This window comes from Paraburkholderia xenovorans LB400 (assembly GCF_000013645.1).
Taxonomy (GTDB): Bacteria; Pseudomonadota; Gammaproteobacteria; order Burkholderiales; family Burkholderiaceae; genus Paraburkholderia; species Paraburkholderia xenovorans.
Window position 1 is genome coordinate 2,103,807 of the sequence record NC_007952.1, and the last position, 16,356, is coordinate 2,120,162.

The 16,356-nt window shown below is 62.8% G+C and carries 16 protein-coding genes and 1 pseudogene; 4 read left to right on the top strand and 13 right to left on the bottom strand.

Annotated elements, in window-relative coordinates; all coding sequences use genetic code 11:
- Window positions 1–282 precede the first annotated feature (282 nt).
- A complete protein-coding gene (locus BXE_RS31235) occupies window positions 283–1,746 on the bottom strand; it encodes a M20 family metallopeptidase (protein WP_011492122.1) in 1,464 nt (487 codons plus the stop codon).
- 228 nt (window positions 1,747–1,974) lie between these two features.
- Here BXE_RS31235 and BXE_RS31240 point away from each other — a divergent pair, with 228 nt between their 5' ends.
- Complete coding sequence (locus BXE_RS31240; protein ID WP_011492123.1) at window positions 1,975–2,283, top strand: superinfection immunity protein; 309 nt, start codon at window positions 1,975–1,977, stop codon at window positions 2,281–2,283.
- A 49-nt stretch (window positions 2,284–2,332) separates the two neighbouring features.
- Here BXE_RS31240 and BXE_RS31245 read toward each other — a convergent pair whose 3' ends face one another.
- From BXE_RS31245 to BXE_RS31260, 4 genes are all read right to left on the bottom strand, one after another.
- Window positions 2,333–2,605: a YodC family protein gene (locus tag BXE_RS31245; RefSeq protein WP_007177533.1), complete on the bottom strand. Its 273-nt coding sequence runs from the start codon at window positions 2,603–2,605 to the stop codon at window positions 2,333–2,335.
- Between the two features lie 496 nt (window positions 2,606–3,101).
- Window positions 3,102–4,652 (bottom strand): MFS transporter, encoded by a 1,551-nt coding sequence (locus BXE_RS31250; RefSeq protein ID WP_011492124.1) that lies wholly within the window; start codon window positions 4,650–4,652, stop codon window positions 3,102–3,104.
- Window positions 4,653–4,682: 30 nt separating this feature from the next.
- The gene (locus BXE_RS31255) at window positions 4,683–5,333 is read right to left on the bottom strand and encodes a TetR/AcrR family transcriptional regulator (protein WP_011492125.1); all 651 of its coding nucleotides are present in this window, start codon (window positions 5,331–5,333) and stop codon (window positions 4,683–4,685) included.
- 163 nt (window positions 5,334–5,496) lie between these two features.
- The gene (locus BXE_RS31260; RefSeq protein ID WP_011492126.1) at window positions 5,497–5,922 is read right to left on the bottom strand and encodes an OsmC family protein; all 426 of its coding nucleotides are present in this window, start codon (window positions 5,920–5,922) and stop codon (window positions 5,497–5,499) included.
- Between the two features lie 378 nt (window positions 5,923–6,300).
- On the opposite strand from BXE_RS31260, the gene BXE_RS31265 reads away from it, so the two are divergent.
- Window positions 6,301–6,609 carry a DUF4148 domain-containing protein gene (locus tag BXE_RS31265; RefSeq protein ID WP_011492127.1) on the top strand — a complete coding sequence of 103 codons (309 nt, stop codon included), beginning with the start codon at window positions 6,301–6,303 and terminating at the stop codon, window positions 6,607–6,609.
- 188 nt (window positions 6,610–6,797) lie between these two features.
- Here the strand turns inward: BXE_RS31265 and BXE_RS31270 are convergent, their stop codons facing one another.
- The 5 genes from BXE_RS31270 to BXE_RS31290 form a co-directional block, all read right to left on the bottom strand.
- Window positions 6,798–7,352, bottom strand: coding sequence for a carboxymuconolactone decarboxylase family protein (locus BXE_RS31270; protein ID WP_040125292.1), 555 nt, complete (start codon window positions 7,350–7,352; stop codon window positions 6,798–6,800).
- 35 nt (window positions 7,353–7,387) lie between these two features.
- Window positions 7,388–8,716, bottom strand: coding sequence for an aspartate aminotransferase family protein (locus BXE_RS31275; protein WP_011492129.1), 1,329 nt, complete (start codon window positions 8,714–8,716; stop codon window positions 7,388–7,390).
- A 32-nt stretch (window positions 8,717–8,748) separates the two neighbouring features.
- On the bottom strand, window positions 8,749–9,810 hold the full coding sequence (locus BXE_RS31280; protein WP_011492130.1) for a C45 family autoproteolytic acyltransferase/hydolase: 1,062 nt from the start codon (window positions 9,808–9,810) through the stop codon (window positions 8,749–8,751).
- 129 nt (window positions 9,811–9,939) lie between these two features.
- Window positions 9,940–10,794, bottom strand: coding sequence for a MurR/RpiR family transcriptional regulator (locus tag BXE_RS31285; protein WP_011492131.1), 855 nt, complete (start codon window positions 10,792–10,794; stop codon window positions 9,940–9,942).
- Between the two features lie 136 nt (window positions 10,795–10,930).
- Window positions 10,931–11,512, bottom strand: a complete 582-nt coding sequence (locus BXE_RS31290; protein WP_011492132.1) for a TetR/AcrR family transcriptional regulator — start codon at window positions 11,510–11,512, stop codon at window positions 10,931–10,933.
- A 118-nt stretch (window positions 11,513–11,630) separates the two neighbouring features.
- On the opposite strand from BXE_RS31290, the gene BXE_RS31295 reads away from it, so the two are divergent.
- A complete protein-coding gene (locus BXE_RS31295) occupies window positions 11,631–12,620 on the top strand; it encodes an SDR family NAD(P)-dependent oxidoreductase (RefSeq protein WP_011492133.1) in 990 nt (329 codons plus the stop codon).
- A 192-nt stretch (window positions 12,621–12,812) separates the two neighbouring features.
- Here the strand turns inward: BXE_RS31295 and BXE_RS31300 are convergent, their stop codons facing one another.
- Window positions 12,813–13,202 (bottom strand): hypothetical protein, encoded by a 390-nt coding sequence (locus BXE_RS31300; RefSeq protein ID WP_011492134.1) that lies wholly within the window; start codon window positions 13,200–13,202, stop codon window positions 12,813–12,815.
- 24 nt (window positions 13,203–13,226) lie between these two features.
- Window positions 13,227–13,598: a hypothetical protein gene (locus tag BXE_RS44690; protein ID WP_233518950.1), complete on the bottom strand. Its 372-nt coding sequence runs from the start codon at window positions 13,596–13,598 to the stop codon at window positions 13,227–13,229.
- Here BXE_RS44690 and BXE_RS47410 point away from each other — a divergent pair.
- Window positions 13,578–13,634: pseudogene (locus tag BXE_RS47410) on the top strand (hypothetical protein); the annotation flags it as partial. The gene BXE_RS44690 and the pseudogene BXE_RS47410 overlap by 21 nt on opposite strands.
- Window positions 13,635–13,912: 278 nt before the next feature.
- Here BXE_RS47410 and BXE_RS31305 read toward each other — a convergent pair.
- Entirely contained in the window at window positions 13,913–16,186 is a 2,274-nt protein-coding gene (locus BXE_RS31305; RefSeq protein ID WP_011492135.1) for an amylo-alpha-1,6-glucosidase, read from the bottom strand.
- Window positions 16,187–16,356: the final 170 nt, after the last annotated feature.

A 16,356-nucleotide genomic window follows, 5' to 3' on the forward strand; every position in this document is an offset into this window, starting at 1 on the left:
TTTACTGACGGCCAGAGATTGAATTTCTTGCCGGAGCGGAAAGAGAAAGAAATAGTCTTCGATTAGAAAATGCAATCGAAAATATCAGCGGCGAATTTATTTTTTCTGGTGTGCGGGCTAACAGACGGATTATCCGTTTCGCATATTCAAACGCGCGGCCACTCAGGCCGCGCATTTTTTATCAGAGTCCTATTGCGGTTGCGCGGCATGGCGACAAGCTTGCCGCGCATTCATGCAATGGATGGCCGCGTTGTTCGTACCGGGCGTTGCGCCCCGGAACGTTCAGGGCGCGGCGGCGATCACCTCCGCGACCGCTGCCGTAAGCTTCTTGCCGTACGGCACGTGCAGGAATTCGTTCGGTCCGTGCGCGTTCGACTTCGGTCCGAGCACGCCGCACACCATGAACTGCGATTTCGGGAAACCCGCCTTCAGCACGTTCATGAGCGGAATGGTGCCGCCCTGCCCCATGTAGGCGACATCGGCGCCGTAGTGTTGACGCGATGCGTGGTTGAGCGCCGTGGCAAGCCACGGGGCGAGATCCGGCGCGCTCCAGCCGCTCGCCGCGCCGGCGTCCGGCTTGAACGTCACCCTGGCGTTGTACGGCGGATCCAGTTCGAGCAGCGCCTTCAGTTCGGCGACCGCCTGTTCCGCCTCGATCAGCGGCGGCAGACGCAGCGACAACTTGAACGCCGTGCGCGGACGCAGCACGTTGCCGGCATCGGCCAGCGCGGGCAGACCCGCCGCGCCGGTCACGGACAGCGACGGACGCCACGTCGAATTGAGCAGGGCCTCTTTGGGATCAGTGGTGGTGGGCAGCACCTGGCGGCCGTCCTGGCCGCACGCCCACGGCAGTTTTTTCCAGACGTCGTCGCCGAGAATCTGGGCGGTGGCTTCCGCTTCACGCAAACGGTCCGCCGGAATCTCGACGTGGAAACCCTTTGGCAGCAGCGTGCCGTTGGCGGAGTCTTCGAGACGGTCGAACAGTTGCCGCATCACGCGGAAGCTCGACGGCGCGATCCCGCCGTAGCCGCCCGAATGAATGCCTTCGTCGAGCACCTGCACTTCGAGGTCGCCCGCCACCAGTCCGCGCAACGACGTGGTGAGCCACAACTGGTCGTAGTTGCCCGCGCCCGAATCCAGGCACACGACGAGACCGACCTTGCCGAGCCGCTCGCGCAGCGCGTCGACATACGGCAGCAGATCGTAGCTGCCGGATTCCTCGCAGGTTTCGATCAGCCCGACACAACGCGGACGCTCGACGCCTTGCGCGTCCAGCGCCGCGAGTGCGGTCATGCTCGCGTAGATCGCATAGCCGTCGTCGGCGCCGCCGCGGCCGTACAGCTTGCCGTTCTCGAGCTTGGGCGTCCACGGTCCGAGGTCGTTGCGCCAGCCGTCGAACTCGGGCTGCTTGTCGAGGTGGCCATACAGCACGATGGTCTCTTCGCTGCCGGAGCGGGTCGCCGGCGTTTCGAAGAAGATCACCGGCGTGCGGCCCGGCAAGCGGATCACTTCGAGTTTCAGGCCGCGCACCGGCTGCTGTTCGGCCCATTGCGCGGCGTCGGTGATCACGCGCTCCAGATAGCCGTGCCTGACCCACTCGGGATCGAACGCCGGACTCTTGGCCGGTACCGCGATGTAGTCCGTGAGCGCGGGCACGATCTCGTCGTTCCACTTGCGCTCCACGAATTCACGCAGCGTGTCGGGGTTGATGCGTTGAGCCTGCTGGGTCGTGTCGTCGGAGATCATGATGGCTGTCCGTGGCGGGTCTGTTCAGTCGAAACGATCATGATAGTCCTGATGCGGGGCCGGCTGAACCCCTCGTCGCGCAGCGCGCTCGCTCAGTGCCGGCTGCGTGACGACTGCCGCCGCTCGTGCCCGCCGTTCCGCTAGCAACGCAAACCGTTTGCAGCGAGCTTACGCGGACAAAACAATCGCGCGACAATCAGGCTTACGTCGCGTATGGGGAGGCGGGTCATGGGTGGCAATGTCGTCGTTCAGGCCATCGCCGCGGTGCTGGCGTTGGCGCTCTATTTTCTGCCGGCCGTTCTCGCGGACCGGCGCAAGCGCAACGACGTGCTGACGCTGGCGCTCTTCAATGCCTGTCTCGGCTGGACCGTGTTCGGCTGGCTGCTTGCGCTCTATTGGGCGCTGCAACCGAACCCGCCGAAAAACATCGCGGGCGAGGTGATGGAGACGCGCAAACTCGTAAGGATGCGAGCGTTTTCGTCCGCGTTGCTGGTGCGCGTGCAACGTCGCACGACGCGGGATCGCTCGGAGAATTGAGTCAGGTGAGTCAGGTGCGGCCTGGTAAGTCGGAAAACAGGAAGGCGGGTCAGGCCGCGCGCCCCACGCGGTTCCACAGAACGGAACCGGCTGGAATGGAGCGTGGCTCCGCCCGCACGCTTGCGGGTGCAAACATCTCGCGGCGCAGTTCGCCGTGCTCGTCGAACCATTCGCAGATCAGCCAGTCGCCCGGATTGAGCGCCACTGGCCCTGCATATGTCACTGTCATGCGCGAGCCCCCTTCCTTCAACGTGACGACGTCGCCGACATTGAACTGCGCGGCTGGCGGTGTCTGGAATGCGTCAATGGTAGCGGTCAGCATATTTACCCCCTACGGAACCGTTGACCGGCAATAAATCGTTGCGCCGGATTTTTCGACATTAGACCTGCTGAAGGAAAACTCTAAAAGGTTTACCAAGATTAACAATCGAAATTAATCGCTGCAAGCGCTTTTTATTGATACCGTTTTCAGCGGGAGTGGAATGGCTTCCAGTCCCGATCGATGCCTGAGCGAAACCGGGAAAACCCTTCAATGTGCCTTCCATGTGCCGCCGGGCCGCCAGCCCATGCGGCGCTGCACGATCGCAACTGTTACTGCAGCGGGTTTGCGCAGCCAGTAGAAAATGCGGGGCCGTTTTGTCATATGTAATGAAGCACTGCGGGACTTTCAGGGTTTATTCTGATCTGGCGCAAAACACAATTACCTGTGAACGGTCACGTCACCGGTAAATGCAGCATGCTTAAAATAGGATTGTTTAAAAAAGTGCCTAATAATTCCTGACAGCTTTCAGTTGAAAACGGTTACGGCTGCGGGATTTTCAAACCCGCTGCGCCGCGCGGCGCAGTACGAGTTGCTGATGCCGCACCAGCAGCACGCTCAAGCCAATGCACACGAACATCAGCAGCGCGTTGATGGCGAGGCTGATCTGGAATGCGTGCGCGTACGCACCCGCAGTCGCGCGGCCACCAATCGCGCCGAAGAACGCGCCGCTGATGGCCGCCGTGCCGAACGCGGAGCCGATCTGCAATGTCGACGAGACCACGCCGGAAGCGAGCCCGGCTTTCTCCGGCACGACCTCCAGTAGCACGATGCGCATGATCGACGGCAGCAGCAGGCCATGACCGACACCCGCGCACACCAGCCCGCCATAGAACAGCAGATCCGGCGCCGCCGACTGGGTGGCGGACCAGCCCGTCACCGTGAAGCCGAGTGTCATCATCGAAAAACCGAGCGTCAGCACATGGCCGCCAATGCGCCTGACCACAGCCGGCGAAGTCAGCGGCCCGACCACGAAACCAACCGCGAACGGCATGATTGCCACCCCCGAGGCGAGCGGCGTCCAGTGCAGACCGGTTTGCAGGAAAATCCCGTAGGTCAGGAAAAACGCGCTATTGCAGTAGAACAGGAACGCGAGCACAAGACCCAGCGCGAAGGCGCGGTTGCGGAACAGTTGCAGATCCACCAGCGGATGGCCGCCGCCACGCTCGACGCGCCGCTCCGCCGCCACGAAGAGCGCGAACGCGGGCGCGGCAAGCGCGAACATCACGAAGGTCCACGCCGGCCAGCCCGCTTCGCGGCCGTGCGTCATCGGGTAGATGACCAGCAGCAGCACCGCGGAGAGCAGCGCCACGCCCTTCACGTCGATGCCGGTGCGGGTGGCCGGCTGATTTTCAGGCACGAACTTCCAGGTGCCGACAAACGCCGCAATGCCGATCGGAATGTTGATCAGAAAAATGATGCGCCAGTCGAGTCCGAACGGGTGATACGTGATCAGCGCACCGCCGCCCAACTGCCCGACGATCGACGACAGTCCGAACACGAAACCGTACAGGCTCATCACTTTGGTCTGCCGATGCAGCGGCACCACCGCGCGAATGGTCGCCAGCACTTGCGGCGCCATGACGGCGGCAGCGACGCCTTGCACGATCCGCGAGATCACCAGCATGTGTCCACTGGTGGCAAAACCGCACAGCGCCGAAGCGACCACGAACGCCGCCATGCCCGTCATGAACATGCGGCGGCGGCCGAACAGGTCGCCGAGCCGACCGCCCGTGATCAGCAGCACCGCGTACGCCGACGCATAGGCGGAGACCACGAGTTGCAATTGCGCGTCGCTGGCGTTCAAGCCGGTGCGGATCGAGGGCAGCGCGAGATTCACGATGAAATAGTCGAGCGGCGCGAGGAAAGCACCGACGAACAGCACGGCAAGCGCGAGCCCCTGGCGTTCAGAACGCGGCTGGGCCTTGTCGATGGATGCCGCCGCGCTCGCGGCCACGGCGCCCGGACAGGTCACCGCGCAAGCCGCGCCGCCCGCGGCGTTGGGCCCAACGAATGTCGCCGGAGCGGACTTGATTGCTTCGCTTTTCATGACTGATCGTTCAAAAATTCAGCAAAAAAATTAGACGAGCGCGCGCATGGCGACGTCCACTATTCCTGTCAGCGCGTCTTCCTTGTGGGCGACCCGCCCCAGCACGCGCAAGCCTTGCATCACGCAAAGCAGGAAATCGCCGACGGCTTTTTCGTCGAGCGTGGAGTTGAATGCGCCGCTCGCCTGGCCGCGAATCACCGAGGCCGCCAGCAGCGTTGCCATGCGGCGCTGAACCGCGGCGACGCGGCTGCGCAGCTCCTCGTCACCCGGCTGCATTTCCAGCGTGGTGTTGGTGATGAAGCAGCTGCGCTCGCCGGTTAGCGCGCACGCGACCCGCGCGTAGTGCAGCAAGGCATTGCGCAGCGCTTCTTCCGGCGGGACCGGCGCGTTGAGCCGCTCGGCGAGCCGCGCGACCGAACCTTCCGCGTAGTGATCGAGCGCGGCCAGCATGATGCCGTGCTTGTCGCCGAATACGCCGTAGAGACTGCCGCGCAACAGGCCGGTGGCCTTGCACAGGTCGTCGATCGAAGTGGCGTGGTAGCCGTGATTCCAGAACACCTGGCTCGCGCTCGCCAATACGGTGTCCGTGTCGAATTCGCGCGGCCGGCCTCGCAGGCACACCTCGCCAGCTTTTTTCGCGGACGGCTTGGCGGGATGTTTCGGATTGGCAGATTGCTTCATGCAACGGATATTATGACTAACCGTTCAAGAAATCAAGGCGAGTTTCCGTGGGTGAGGTGGGGAGCGGGTGCCGGACCAAACAAAAACGGGCGCCGGTTTTTGCCCGGGCGCCGGCTTCTTCATCGCTTCTGAACGACTGCCACGACCGCAGAAAAACGCGAACTCAGGTTTCGAGCTTCGCATCCATCGTGATCGTAGCGTTCAGAACTTTCGACACCGGGCAACCGGCTTTGGCGTCGGCGGTGGCCTTCTCGAAGGCCGCCTTGTCGCCGCCGGGAATCTTCACGGCCACGTCGAGATGGACCGCGGTGATGGCAAAACCGCCGCCGTCCTTGTCGAGCGTAACGGTTGCCGTGGTGCCGATACGCTCGGGCGTGATGCCGGCCTTGCCCAGCTCCGCCGACAGCGCCATCGAGAAACATCCCGCATGCGCAGCCGCAATCAGCTCTTCCGGATTCGTGCCGATGCCGTCCGCGAAGCGTGTCGAAAACGAGTATTGGGTCTCCTTGAGGACGCCGCTGTCGGTGGAAATCGAGCCCTTGCCGTCCTGCAGGCCGCCTTGCCAGACTGCTGATGCCTTGCGCTTCATTGCTCTCTCCTGTTTGTGCCCTGCTTCGCGCGCTCCGCGACCGGATCTGATGCCCGCCGCAACGGTCCCGCCCGGATGTTTTGCGGTTTCGGCATCGGTCGCGAGTGCCCCTGGGAATTTCCTTCGGGGCTTGCCGCACGGCGCTGCAGGCGCGGGCGGGGAACCGAACTTCATCATAGGCGCTTCCGTGTGCCAGCGTCGTGACGATGCCGGCAATCGGTCGAAACAGAAGCGTCTCCAACAACTGTATCAATTACCGTAATAATCTTTCCCCGGAAAGCCGCTTTTTCACCGACCTCGCAAGAAATAGACTGCGTTCAACAGATCGGCACACAGCATTCAACCGATCTCACCAACAATCGAATACTGGAGGTCATCATGAAATCGCTTATTTCCGCAGTGGTCATCGCGTCCGCGCTCGTCGTTCCGGCTGTCTCGTTCGCCCAGCAGGAGAATGGTCCGGTGACGCGCGCGCAGGTGCGCGCCGAACTGGTTGCCGCGCAAAAAGCGGGCCTCCTGAATCAGAACGACATCGACTATCCGAAGACGATGCCGCAAAACGGTACGGCAGTGGCCGCCGTTGCGCAGGGCTCGCAGGACGTCGGCGGCGCAAAGGTAGGCTCCTCGGATGCAGGCGCGCCGAACTCGGTGCAGCAACGCCTGTTCTCGACGTATCGCGGCCAATAATCGGCAAGCGCGGCAAGCCGCGCGGTCGCGCGGTGCGGTTCCTGCCGTTGTAGCCAGTGCATGGAAGGGGACGGTGTAGCAGCAGTCAAGAAACGCCCCGGTTGCGAAGTTCGCAACCGGGGCGTTTCTATTGCGCGGTGACTTTGGCCGTAGCCTCTATGCCGCTACTCAGCTACTCAACTTTTCAGCTACTCAGCGAACGGCAAACTCTCCTGCCCGACCGCACGCATGTCGAACACGTTCAGCGTCATCGCCACCAATGCGTAGTAGCCAAGCAGACCCACCAGGTTGATCACCACCCGATGCCCGAAACGCTCGACTGCCTTCGCATAAGTCGCATCCGAAACGCGCTTCGTGTCGTACAGTTCGCTCGCGAAATCGTGAATCAACGCGTCGTCGGCTTGCGCGAAATCCGGCCGCCGGCCATCGCGAATCGCCTCGGCATCCGCGGCGCGCACACCGGCTTCCAGCGCGATCGGATGGTGGATATACCATTCCGCCTGCGCCTGCCAGCGAGCCGCGGTTACCAGAATCGCCAGTTCCGAGAGGCGCAGCGGCAAACCGGTCCGGTAGCGGCAGAAAGCGCCCAGACGCTGCGCTTGCTGGGCCAGTTCCGGACTGTGAATCCAGCCGAGAAACGGCCCGTTCAGATTGCCGCGCGGGCCCGACAGAATTTCGTCCAGCACCGCTTTCTGTTCGGGCGTGGCATCGGACAGGTCGAAGTGAGGCAAACGCTCGGTCATCATCGTTCTCGCAAGTCGTGGTGGCGTTGAAGGTTTCAGACGGCGGCCAGCGCGCCGTCAATTGCATCGGTAAGCCGGCTGACAATTTCGTCGATGTCGCGCGCGGTACAGATGAAAGGCGGCGCCAGCAGCACATGATCGCCGATCTTGCCGTCGACCGTGCCGCCCATCGGATACACCATCAAACCGCGCGCAAACGCTTCGCGCCGGATTGCAGCGTGCAGCTTGAGGGCAGCGTCGAACGGCGTTTTGCCGGCGCGGTCCCTGACCAGTTCCACACCGACGAACAACCCGCGTCCGCGCACGTCGCCGATATGCGGATGCTGCGCGTAGTGCTCGCGCAACCGGACGCGCAACTGTTCGCCACGCGCCAGCACGTTGGGCAGCAGATTGTCTTCCTCGATCACGCGTTGCACTTCCAGCGCCGCGGCGCAGGCGGTGGCATGGCCGATATAGGTATGGCCATGCTGAAAGAACCCCGAGCCGCCGACGATCGCCTGATAAATCCGCTCGCTCACGAGCGTCGCGCCGATCGGCTGATAACCCGCGCCAAGCCCTTTGGCGATGGTCAGGATATCGGGCGCCACGCCGTCTTCCTCGCAGGCATAAAGATAGCCGGTGCGGCCCATGCCGGACATGATCTCGTCGAGAATCAGCAGCACGCCGTAGCGGTCGCACACCGCGCGAATCTTGCGGAAGTACTCGCGCACCGGCGGCACGGCGCCGGCCGTCGCGCCGACCACCGTTTCGGCGATGAAAGCGGCGACCGTGTCCGCGCCGAGTTCGAGAATCTTGCGCTCGAGTTCGTCGGCGAGACGCTGCGCGAAGGCCTCTTCGGTTTCGTCCGCGCGCTGCTCGCGATACGCGTAACACGGGCTCACGTGATGCGCTTCGATCAGAATCGGCAGGAACGGCTCACGGCGCCACGCATTGCCGCCGATTGCCAGCGCCCCCAGCGTGTTGCCGTGATAACTCTGACGACGCGCGATGAAATGGCGCCGCCGCGGTTCGCCCTTCTCCACGAAATACTGGCGCGCGAGTTTCAGCGCCGCCTCGATCGCCTCCGAGCCGCCCGAGACGAAATACACATGTTCGAGCCCTTGCGGCGCGCTCGCCACCAGGCGGTCGGCGAGCGCTTCGGCGGGCTCGGTGGTGAAGAACGACGTATGCGCATACGGCAGCTGCTGCGACTGCCGTTTGATCGCATCGATCACGCGCTGGTTGCTGTGCCCGAGACACGAAACGGCGGCACCGCCGGATGCATCGATATAGCGCTTGCCCGTGGAATCGATGATCTCGATACCCTCGCCCGCGACGGCGACCGGCAGCAATTGCTTCGGTAAACGATGGAACACTGTGGACATGATTTAGGTTTCCTGTTGATTGCGACAGCCGTTCACGCGCCGGTCTGTCCGCATGCCGCGCGGGCGATGAAAGCGTCGAATGCGCGCTGTCCTTGCCGATAAACCTTCATCGACACACCCGCGCCGCCGATCTCGAAGAGCGCGGTGGCAAGCGTGTTTTCTCCATCGGGATCGAGCGGGTCGTCGCGATAGATCGGCAGGCCGGATGGCGCGCGATCTTGCAAAACATCGAGCAGGGCGGCCGGTTGTAACGGGCGGCTGAGCGCGGGCAACAGCGCATTCACGCGCGCCTGCCGCTCACGCGAAGAATCCGTGACGATTTGTGCTTCGGCTTCGCAGCCCGGATGAATCATGTGGTTCGCGTGGCCGTATAGATTCGGCACCGTCTGCACGGAACAGCGCCGCGCGCTGACTTCGACGCTGACAAGGCGCGCGTCGCCCGCGCAGCCGAGCGTGTGATGAAAGCCGCTCGCGGCCGGCGTGTCGCGCAGGATATGCAGCGCTTCGTCGAGCGAGGCGGCGTCGAGTACGGCTCGCGCGAGGATCATTCGCGGCACGCCGGCAACGGGTGCGCGGATGCGCAGGTTGTTGATCGCCTGCACGACGCCGGCACGGCTCGCGGCGAACGTGTGTCCGGGCAGCGAGCCAGGGTAATGGAAGCTCACGAAGCCCGGCTTGCCGGCCGGCCGAACTTCCACCAGCGCGCAACGCTCGCCCAGAAACGGATCGCCGTCTTCGTTGTGCGCAATGAAGCGCGTGTCGCCAACGTGCGCCGCCAACGTGGTGCAGCCGTCCGGCACGTTGTGAATCAGTTCACCGCGGCAGTTCCAGAGGAACATGTCTTCCGCCGTCCAGCCCAAGCCGGCCGCCATGCCGTCGAGTTCAACCAGCAGTGCCGGGAAATGCGCGTGCGCCGCCTCGCGCAACTTGTGCACGAACGGGGCACCTCGCCAGCGCCGAACCGCCTGCCATGCGCGGCTCTGACGCATGTAGCCGGCGAACACCGGTCTGGCGAGTTCGCCCAGGCGGTAGCCGATTTCATATGGCTCACCGCTCGCCTGGAACAGATCCAACCCCTGCTTCGACGCCACCATTCGCACCCATTCAACAATCGGTATGCATTTATACTTCTCAACAACAATTGTTGTCAAACAATGCGACGCCGATTCAAAGGGAGCGGTCCTGCTTCACACCAGACCCCGGCCCGATTCAGAAGGAAATATTCAAGGCACGTACGCGCCTTTTGCATGCAGCGACTGTTCCGCAATGGCGAGCTGCTCGACCGCGCCCGCTCCCTCGAGCGCCAGCAGATGCGCGACCAGCGACTCGGTGATTGCCGTCGCCGCCACCAGCGAAGGGAAAAACGAAGGACTTTCGTGCGAAAAGATCAGTACCTTGTCGGCATTCAAGGCGATCGGCGACACGGCGCTGTCGGTGATCGCGATCAGCTTACTGCCCTTTTCCAGCGCGGCTTCGGCCACGCGTACGGCTTCCACCGAATACGGCGCGAAACTGATCACGATGGTCGCGCTGTCGCGCTCGACGGTGCGCAACTGCATCTCCAGCGTACCGGCCTCGCCGTTGAGCAAGGACACAGAGGAACGGAACAGCCGGTATCCGTAGACGAGACCGAACGCCACCGCGTAACAGGAGCGGAAACCGGCCACATGGACGTGCGGCGCGCGCCGCAACAGACGCGCCGCCTCCACGATCACGCGGCCGTTATGCGCGGCGGTCACCTCGAGATTGTGCTGTTGCGCGACCAGCAGGTCGTTCGCCAGCGCGTCTTTCGATTTGACGAGCGAACGGGCGCGGCTCGCGAGCGGTTCGGGCCGCGTGCGAACGCGCGCGACGAAGAGGTTGCGCAACTCGTTCCAGCCAGGGAAACCGAGTTGCTGCGACAGGCGCACCAGTGAGGCCGGTTGCACCTGCGCCCGTTCGGCCACCTTGCGCATGGATGAGACCGCGACCTCGTCGGGATGATCGAGCAGGAAGGCCGCCCCCATCTGGAACTGCGGACTCAGTTCTGAGAAGCGCGCCCGAATCAGGGCGGCGAGCTGGTCGAAACTGTCTGGCATGCGGATGTACCGGGCGAACGGTCGGAAAGGTGACAACAAATGTTACCACCCGGCACATGGCGTTCAGCAGGCGCTGCGGCGCAAATACGCCCCACCTCGGTCAGGCCTCAGGCCTGTGCGCCTCGGGCGCGGCATTTCAGTTACCTGGCTTCGACCCAAGCAGCAGAATATCTACCAGCCGCCGGGCACTTTGCTGCCAGTCAGGAGCGGAAGCGACATTCGAGACGCCAACGAGCGCACGTAACAAATCCAGCGGCTCCACGTCCGCCCGGATGTCGCCGCTCTCGACCGCTCGGGACACGAGCGTGTTGATAGCTGCCTTGATTTGCGCCCCCGAACACTCAAACAGTTCGTTCGTTGCCCCACCCACGATTGAGTTCAGCGCCGGCGCAATAATCTTCTTGGTCGCAATGTAGTCGACGAACAGGAGCATCCATTTCCTCAGCGCCTCGTGCGCCGGCAATTCCTCAGTAAGCCGCCGCTCCTCCCCCGCGAGCCTTTCGACCTCTGCACGGTAGACGCTCTCGAGCAAAGCTTCACGCGTAGCGAAATGACGATAGAGCGTCCCCGGGCCAACGCCTGCCTGACGTGCAACCTCCTCGAGGCTGATGTCAGCTCCTCCAAGCGTGAAGGCTTTCTTTGCCTCTTCCAGAATGCGCTCCCGGTTGCGTTGCGCGTCGGCTCGCGGTTTCTTTTCTTTTAGCGTGGAGTCAGTCATAGAGCAAATTGCGCTTGCAAACGGAGGGATGCTCCGCTTAGTATTTATAAAACGGAGATTCCCTCCGCTTTAATGGATTATAAAGGCAGCGTCAATCTTACAGTGATGGAGACGTGGCATGGCTAAACAGTTTGGGGCGACATCTACGACTGACGACGTTCTGTCGGGCAAACGGCTCGATGGAAAGCGGATTCTGGTAACAGGCGTGTCAGCCGGACTCGGCGTGGAAACAGCGCGTGCGCTTGCGTCGCACGGTGCAACCGTCGTTGGTGCGGCAAGAGACCTGGAGAAAGCGGAACGGGCAATCACCAGTGCACGACAGGAAGCCGTCGCGGGCGGCGGCAGTATCGAACTCATTGAACTGGACCTCGCGAGCCTCGCAAGTGTTCGAGCCTGTAGCGACAAACTACTTGCCGAAGGCAAGCCGTTTGACATCGTCATCGCCAATGCAGGCGTCATGGCTACACCACAGGGAAAGACGGCGGACGGGTTTGAGACGCAGTTTGGGACCAATCACCTCGGACACTTTGTATTGGTGAACCGGCTCGCGCGCCTGCTCCACGACGGAGGACGTGTGGTCATGCTCGCGTCCTCAGGTCACCGATTCGCAAATGTGGACCTCGACGACCCGGGTTTCGAGCGCACGCCCTACGACCCGTTCGTTGCCTACGGCCGGTCGAAAACAGCGAACATTCTCTTCGCGGTCGCGTTCGACCAGCGACATCGAGCCCGAGGTGTGCGAGCGGCAGCAGTGCATCCTGGTGGAATCCAGACCGAGTTGGGCCGACACATGGGCGAAGAACAGCTGGCAACCATGGTCGAGACGATTAACAAACAACTCGCATCTGAAGGAAAACCGCCTTTCCAGTTCAAGACCGTTCCGCAAGGCGCGGCAACGTCTGTGTGGACCGCTGCGGTCGCGTCTGCTGAGGAAATCGGGGGCCGATATTGCGAGAACTGTCACGTAAGCGAAGTTGTTCCCGACGATACCGTGATTACTCCCGTCAGCGAAGGTGTTCGACGCTATGCACTCGACCTGGCGAACGCAGAGGCGCTTTGGCGCAAGAGCGAACAGATGGTAGGCGAAACTTTTCCGGCATCGGCCTGACCATGAGGACAGGTGGCTAACGTTTAGCAGCAAGGGAGGCCGCCATTGGCGGCCTCCCGGCTTCCCAGGCCAGCATCGCCGCGGAACCGCGCCTGAAGCGGAGAAGCCGCATCTGCAATCGTCACTACCGTACACGCTGTGCAATCCAGCTGGTCACAACGTCGGCAATTTGCAGATTATTCCGGTCCTGCATCAGCATATGCGAATTTCCGTGCATCCCGAGCTGGGGCGTTTCGACGATCTGAAGTATTCTGCCCAGCCTGTCCGTCCATCGGGCGTCGTTTCCCATTCGGCGCCTGTCAGACAGCATCCGTGGATAAAGACAACGGATGCGCTGTTTGCATGCACAGGCACCTGGTACTGGACGTACATCTGCTCGACCGTAACCGTTCCCTTAGGCTCGGCCTGCGGTAGGGTCGATAGCGTATCCGACTCGATATCCCGACCGCCTGCAAAAAAACTCCCCTGCTTCGCGATGATCAGCGGCTTATCTAGATCGATGGACTGAGCGATGACCGGATGCGTGCAAACCGCTACCGCGGCTGCAATCAATGCCCGCTTCGCCATGACGATGAGCGACATAGGTTTGGTCTCCGAACAGTCTTGTTATTTGACAAGGCGATTGCGCATTGCCAGAGTGATAACGGTCGCACCACATGCCAGAACAAACGCAGCCAGATAGGAGCCCGCGCTTATCGAGTGGGTAACTGCGATTAGCGAGCCAATTGCGGTCGGTGCGGTAAGGCTACCGAGTTGGCCAATGCTCGATATGAGCGCGATTGAACCTGCTGATGCGGTCCCCGACAGGAAGGTGGCGGGAATCGTCCAGAAAATGGCCGTGCACGTCAGGTAACCGATGGCGACCAGCGCCAGTCCTGCGATGGCGGGACCAAACGATGAGTGTGATGCGCCCGGCAAAACCGCGCCGGCCGCTGACACCAGGGCGCAACAGGCAAAATGCAGGCGACGCTTTCCCATCAGATACGGCAGCTCGAAGACGAACTTGGCACACCACTGTTCGACCGGGGGGCGCGGAAAGTGACAATGACGCTCACCGGTGAAGCCTTTCTCGAGCGTGCTCGCAACGCGCTGCGAGAGGTGGATGAAGGCGTGTTGACGGTCCGGATGGCGGCCGAAGCCGCCATCATTCTCGAAGATGGCCAGGCGCTCATCGACTTGCTCGCCAATGGGCCTGGCGTATCGAACACTTATTTCCGTCTGGTCCCCAGCAGACTAGCGATTGCCATTCACAAGACAGATTTCGTTTGCGAAGCAGCCGCGCTACCGCATGCTCAAAGCAGCGCGACCACCCGCACGTCGCCCTGCTCCGCCGAAGCGACCACCTTCTCGCCGATCCGGCGAAACGTGATCGACACCGAAGCGTCTCCCACCCGGATATCGCCCACTTCGAGCCAGTCGATGCCTTCGGGCAGCATCGGCTGTTCGATCAGCACTTCGCGCCGCTCGGCGTCGATCGTGATGCCAAGACATGCTTCGAGCATCATGAACGGCGACCCCGCTGCCCACGCCTGCGGCAAACAGGCGACCGGATAGGCGGTAGGCGGCTCGCCGCGCCGCCGCGGGAACCCGCAGAAGAGTTCAGGCAAACGCATGTCGAAGTTGACCGCCGCCTGGAACAGCGCCTGCAGCAGCCGCACCGCCGCCGCCTTGCCGTCGTAGCGCGACAGGCCGCGCGCGCACAGCGCGTTGTCGTGCGGCCAGACCGAGCCGTTGTGATACGCCATCGGATTGAAGCGCGCCTGGCTCGCGGCCAGCGTGCGCACGCCCCAGCCGGTGTGGAACAGCGTGGAGTCGAGCGCGCGCACCACCGATTCGCCGCGCTCGCGCGCAGGCAAGCCGAACGCCAGCAGATGGCCGGCATTCGAAGCCATCACGCGGCACAGCTCGCCGTGGCCATCGAGCGCAATGCCGTAGAAGCCGGACTCGGGCATCCAGTATTTTTCTTCGACGCATTGGCGAATCTTCTTCGCACGATCGCTGTATTTCGCGGCCGGATCGTGCAGGCCGCGCATCTTCGCGAAGTGAGCCATCGTGTCGAAAGCGGCGCTCGCATAGGCCTGCACTTCGACGAGCGCGATCGGGCCGTCGGGGAAACGGCCATCAGCATGAAATACGGAATCGTGGCTGTCCTTCCAGCCTTGATTCGCCAGCCCGCCGTCCGACTCGCGCTGATAGTCCAGCAGGCCGTAGCGGTTCTTGTCGCACACGCCCGCAACCCACTGCGCCGCGCGCTCGAGCGCCGGCCACAATTCGTCGATCAATGCGCTGTCGCCCGTGCGGGCCGCATACGCGCCGGCCAGCACGATGAACAGCGGCGTAGTGTCGACGCCGCCGTAGTACAGCGCGAACGGCACTTCGCCGGTGGCGGCCATTTCGCCCTTGCGCATCTCATGCATGATCTTGCCGGGCGCGGCGTCGCGAAACGGCGAGTTCTCACGCGCCTGATGTTCGGCGAGAAAACGCAACACGCCCGCCGCCAGTTGCGGCTGCAACCACAGCGTTTGCAGCGATGTGATGACCGCGTCGCGGCCGAATGGCGTGGAGAACCACGGAATGCCGGCGTACGGATAAGGGCCGGTCACGAGGTCCGTGGTCAGCAGGCCCAGATCCGCGAGCGAGCGGTCGATCCATGCATTGAAAAGCGGATTGCTCGAACGCACGCGCGCGGTGGCGCGGCGGCGCTCGCGCATGACCAGGTGGGCGTCGACGAGCGCGGCGCGCACGGCAGCGCGGCCGACGCGCGGGCGCTCCGCGTCGATCTGCGACAGGTGCGCTTCGCTCAACGCATGCGTGGGCTGCGAGACACCGGCGCCGGGATTGTCCGCGCGCGCGATCACTTTTACGGACACCGACAGATAAATCGACACGCACGCCTGCGCCGGCAGCTTGACGGTGTAGTCGGCGCGGTCGGCGAAGAGTTTGTCCGGTTCCGGCGCGAAGGCGATCTGCACATTGCGCGACACGTCGTCGAGGCCCACATAGCCGAGCAGCACTTCCCGATTTTCGACGCGCGCCGGTTGGATACGGCCCTGCTTGTCGCGCTTCAGGCCGCGCACTTCGAACATGTCGCGAAAGTCGCTCGCGAACGAGATGGAGAGCGGCACCACGGCGTCGCTCGTGCCGTAGTTGGTGAGTTCGATGGCCTCGTTGAGCACGGTGCCCGACAGCACCCGCACGCGCTCGACGTGGATCACGCCTTCGGGCGTGCTGTCGCCGCCGAGCGGCGGCAACGGGCGGTTGGTCAGATGCGCGGTGAACGAGGTGTTGTCGCTGCTGACGCTGCCCGACAGGAGCGACGGCGCGCGTCCGCCGAAGGTGAGGCGCAGTTGCGAGAGAACACGGGTGTCGTTGACGAACAGGCCGTCGTCGTGGCCGGTGATATCGCCGAGCGGATCGTTGACGATAAAAGTATCGCCCGACTTCAGCACGTGCTGGGTAGCGCTCGCGACGTTGAGATTTTCCGTGGGGATGAATACGCCGTCCGGCTCGGGTTCGCGGTGGTCGATTCCGCCCGAAAGGCCGCCGAGGGCTTCTGGCTGCTGCATCAGTGTCACTCCTATGGGTTCGCTTCTGCGTTCAGTGTCACATCCGGTCGTGACGGGTGCTGCCCGGTCGCTTCCGATTGTAGAGGGTCTGTCCGCGTCAGACGAACTTATCACATGGGAGTTTCAGTTATTTCGGTGGCACAGGACGTGCAGAGGGAGAATGCGCGGCG

Coding starts and splice junctions, on each gene's coding strand:
- BXE_RS31235 (WP_011492122.1), bottom strand. CDS start 1,746: ATGATCTCCGACGACACGACCCAGCAGGCTCAACGCATCAACCCCGAC.
- BXE_RS31240 (WP_011492123.1), top strand. CDS start 1,975: ATGGGTGGCAATGTCGTCGTTCAGGCCATCGCCGCGGTGCTGGCGTTG.
- BXE_RS31245 (WP_007177533.1), bottom strand. CDS start 2,605: ATGCTGACCGCTACCATTGACGCATTCCAGACACCGCCAGCCGCGCAG.
- BXE_RS31250 (WP_011492124.1), bottom strand. CDS start 4,652: ATGAAAAGCGAAGCAATCAAGTCCGCTCCGGCGACATTCGTTGGGCCC.
- BXE_RS31255 (WP_011492125.1), bottom strand. CDS start 5,333: ATGAAGCAATCTGCCAATCCGAAACATCCCGCCAAGCCGTCCGCGAAA.
- BXE_RS31260 (WP_011492126.1), bottom strand. CDS start 5,922: ATGAAGCGCAAGGCATCAGCAGTCTGGCAAGGCGGCCTGCAGGACGGC.
- BXE_RS31265 (WP_011492127.1), top strand. CDS start 6,301: ATGAAATCGCTTATTTCCGCAGTGGTCATCGCGTCCGCGCTCGTCGTT.
- BXE_RS31270 (WP_040125292.1), bottom strand. CDS start 7,352: ATGACCGAGCGTTTGCCTCACTTCGACCTGTCCGATGCCACGCCCGAA.
- BXE_RS31275 (WP_011492129.1), bottom strand. CDS start 8,716: ATGTCCACAGTGTTCCATCGTTTACCGAAGCAATTGCTGCCGGTCGCC.
- BXE_RS31280 (WP_011492130.1), bottom strand. CDS start 9,810: ATGGTGGCGTCGAAGCAGGGGTTGGATCTGTTCCAGGCGAGCGGTGAG.
- BXE_RS31285 (WP_011492131.1), bottom strand. CDS start 10,794: ATGCCAGACAGTTTCGACCAGCTCGCCGCCCTGATTCGGGCGCGCTTC.
- BXE_RS31290 (WP_011492132.1), bottom strand. CDS start 11,512: ATGACTGACTCCACGCTAAAAGAAAAGAAACCGCGAGCCGACGCGCAA.
- BXE_RS31295 (WP_011492133.1), top strand. CDS start 11,631: ATGGCTAAACAGTTTGGGGCGACATCTACGACTGACGACGTTCTGTCG.
- BXE_RS31300 (WP_011492134.1), bottom strand. CDS start 13,202: ATGTCGCTCATCGTCATGGCGAAGCGGGCATTGATTGCAGCCGCGGTA.
- BXE_RS44690 (WP_233518950.1), bottom strand. CDS start 13,598: ATGGGAAAGCGTCGCCTGCATTTTGCCTGTTGCGCCCTGGTGTCAGCG.
- BXE_RS31305 (WP_011492135.1), bottom strand. CDS start 16,186: ATGCAGCAGCCAGAAGCCCTCGGCGGCCTTTCGGGCGGAATCGACCAC.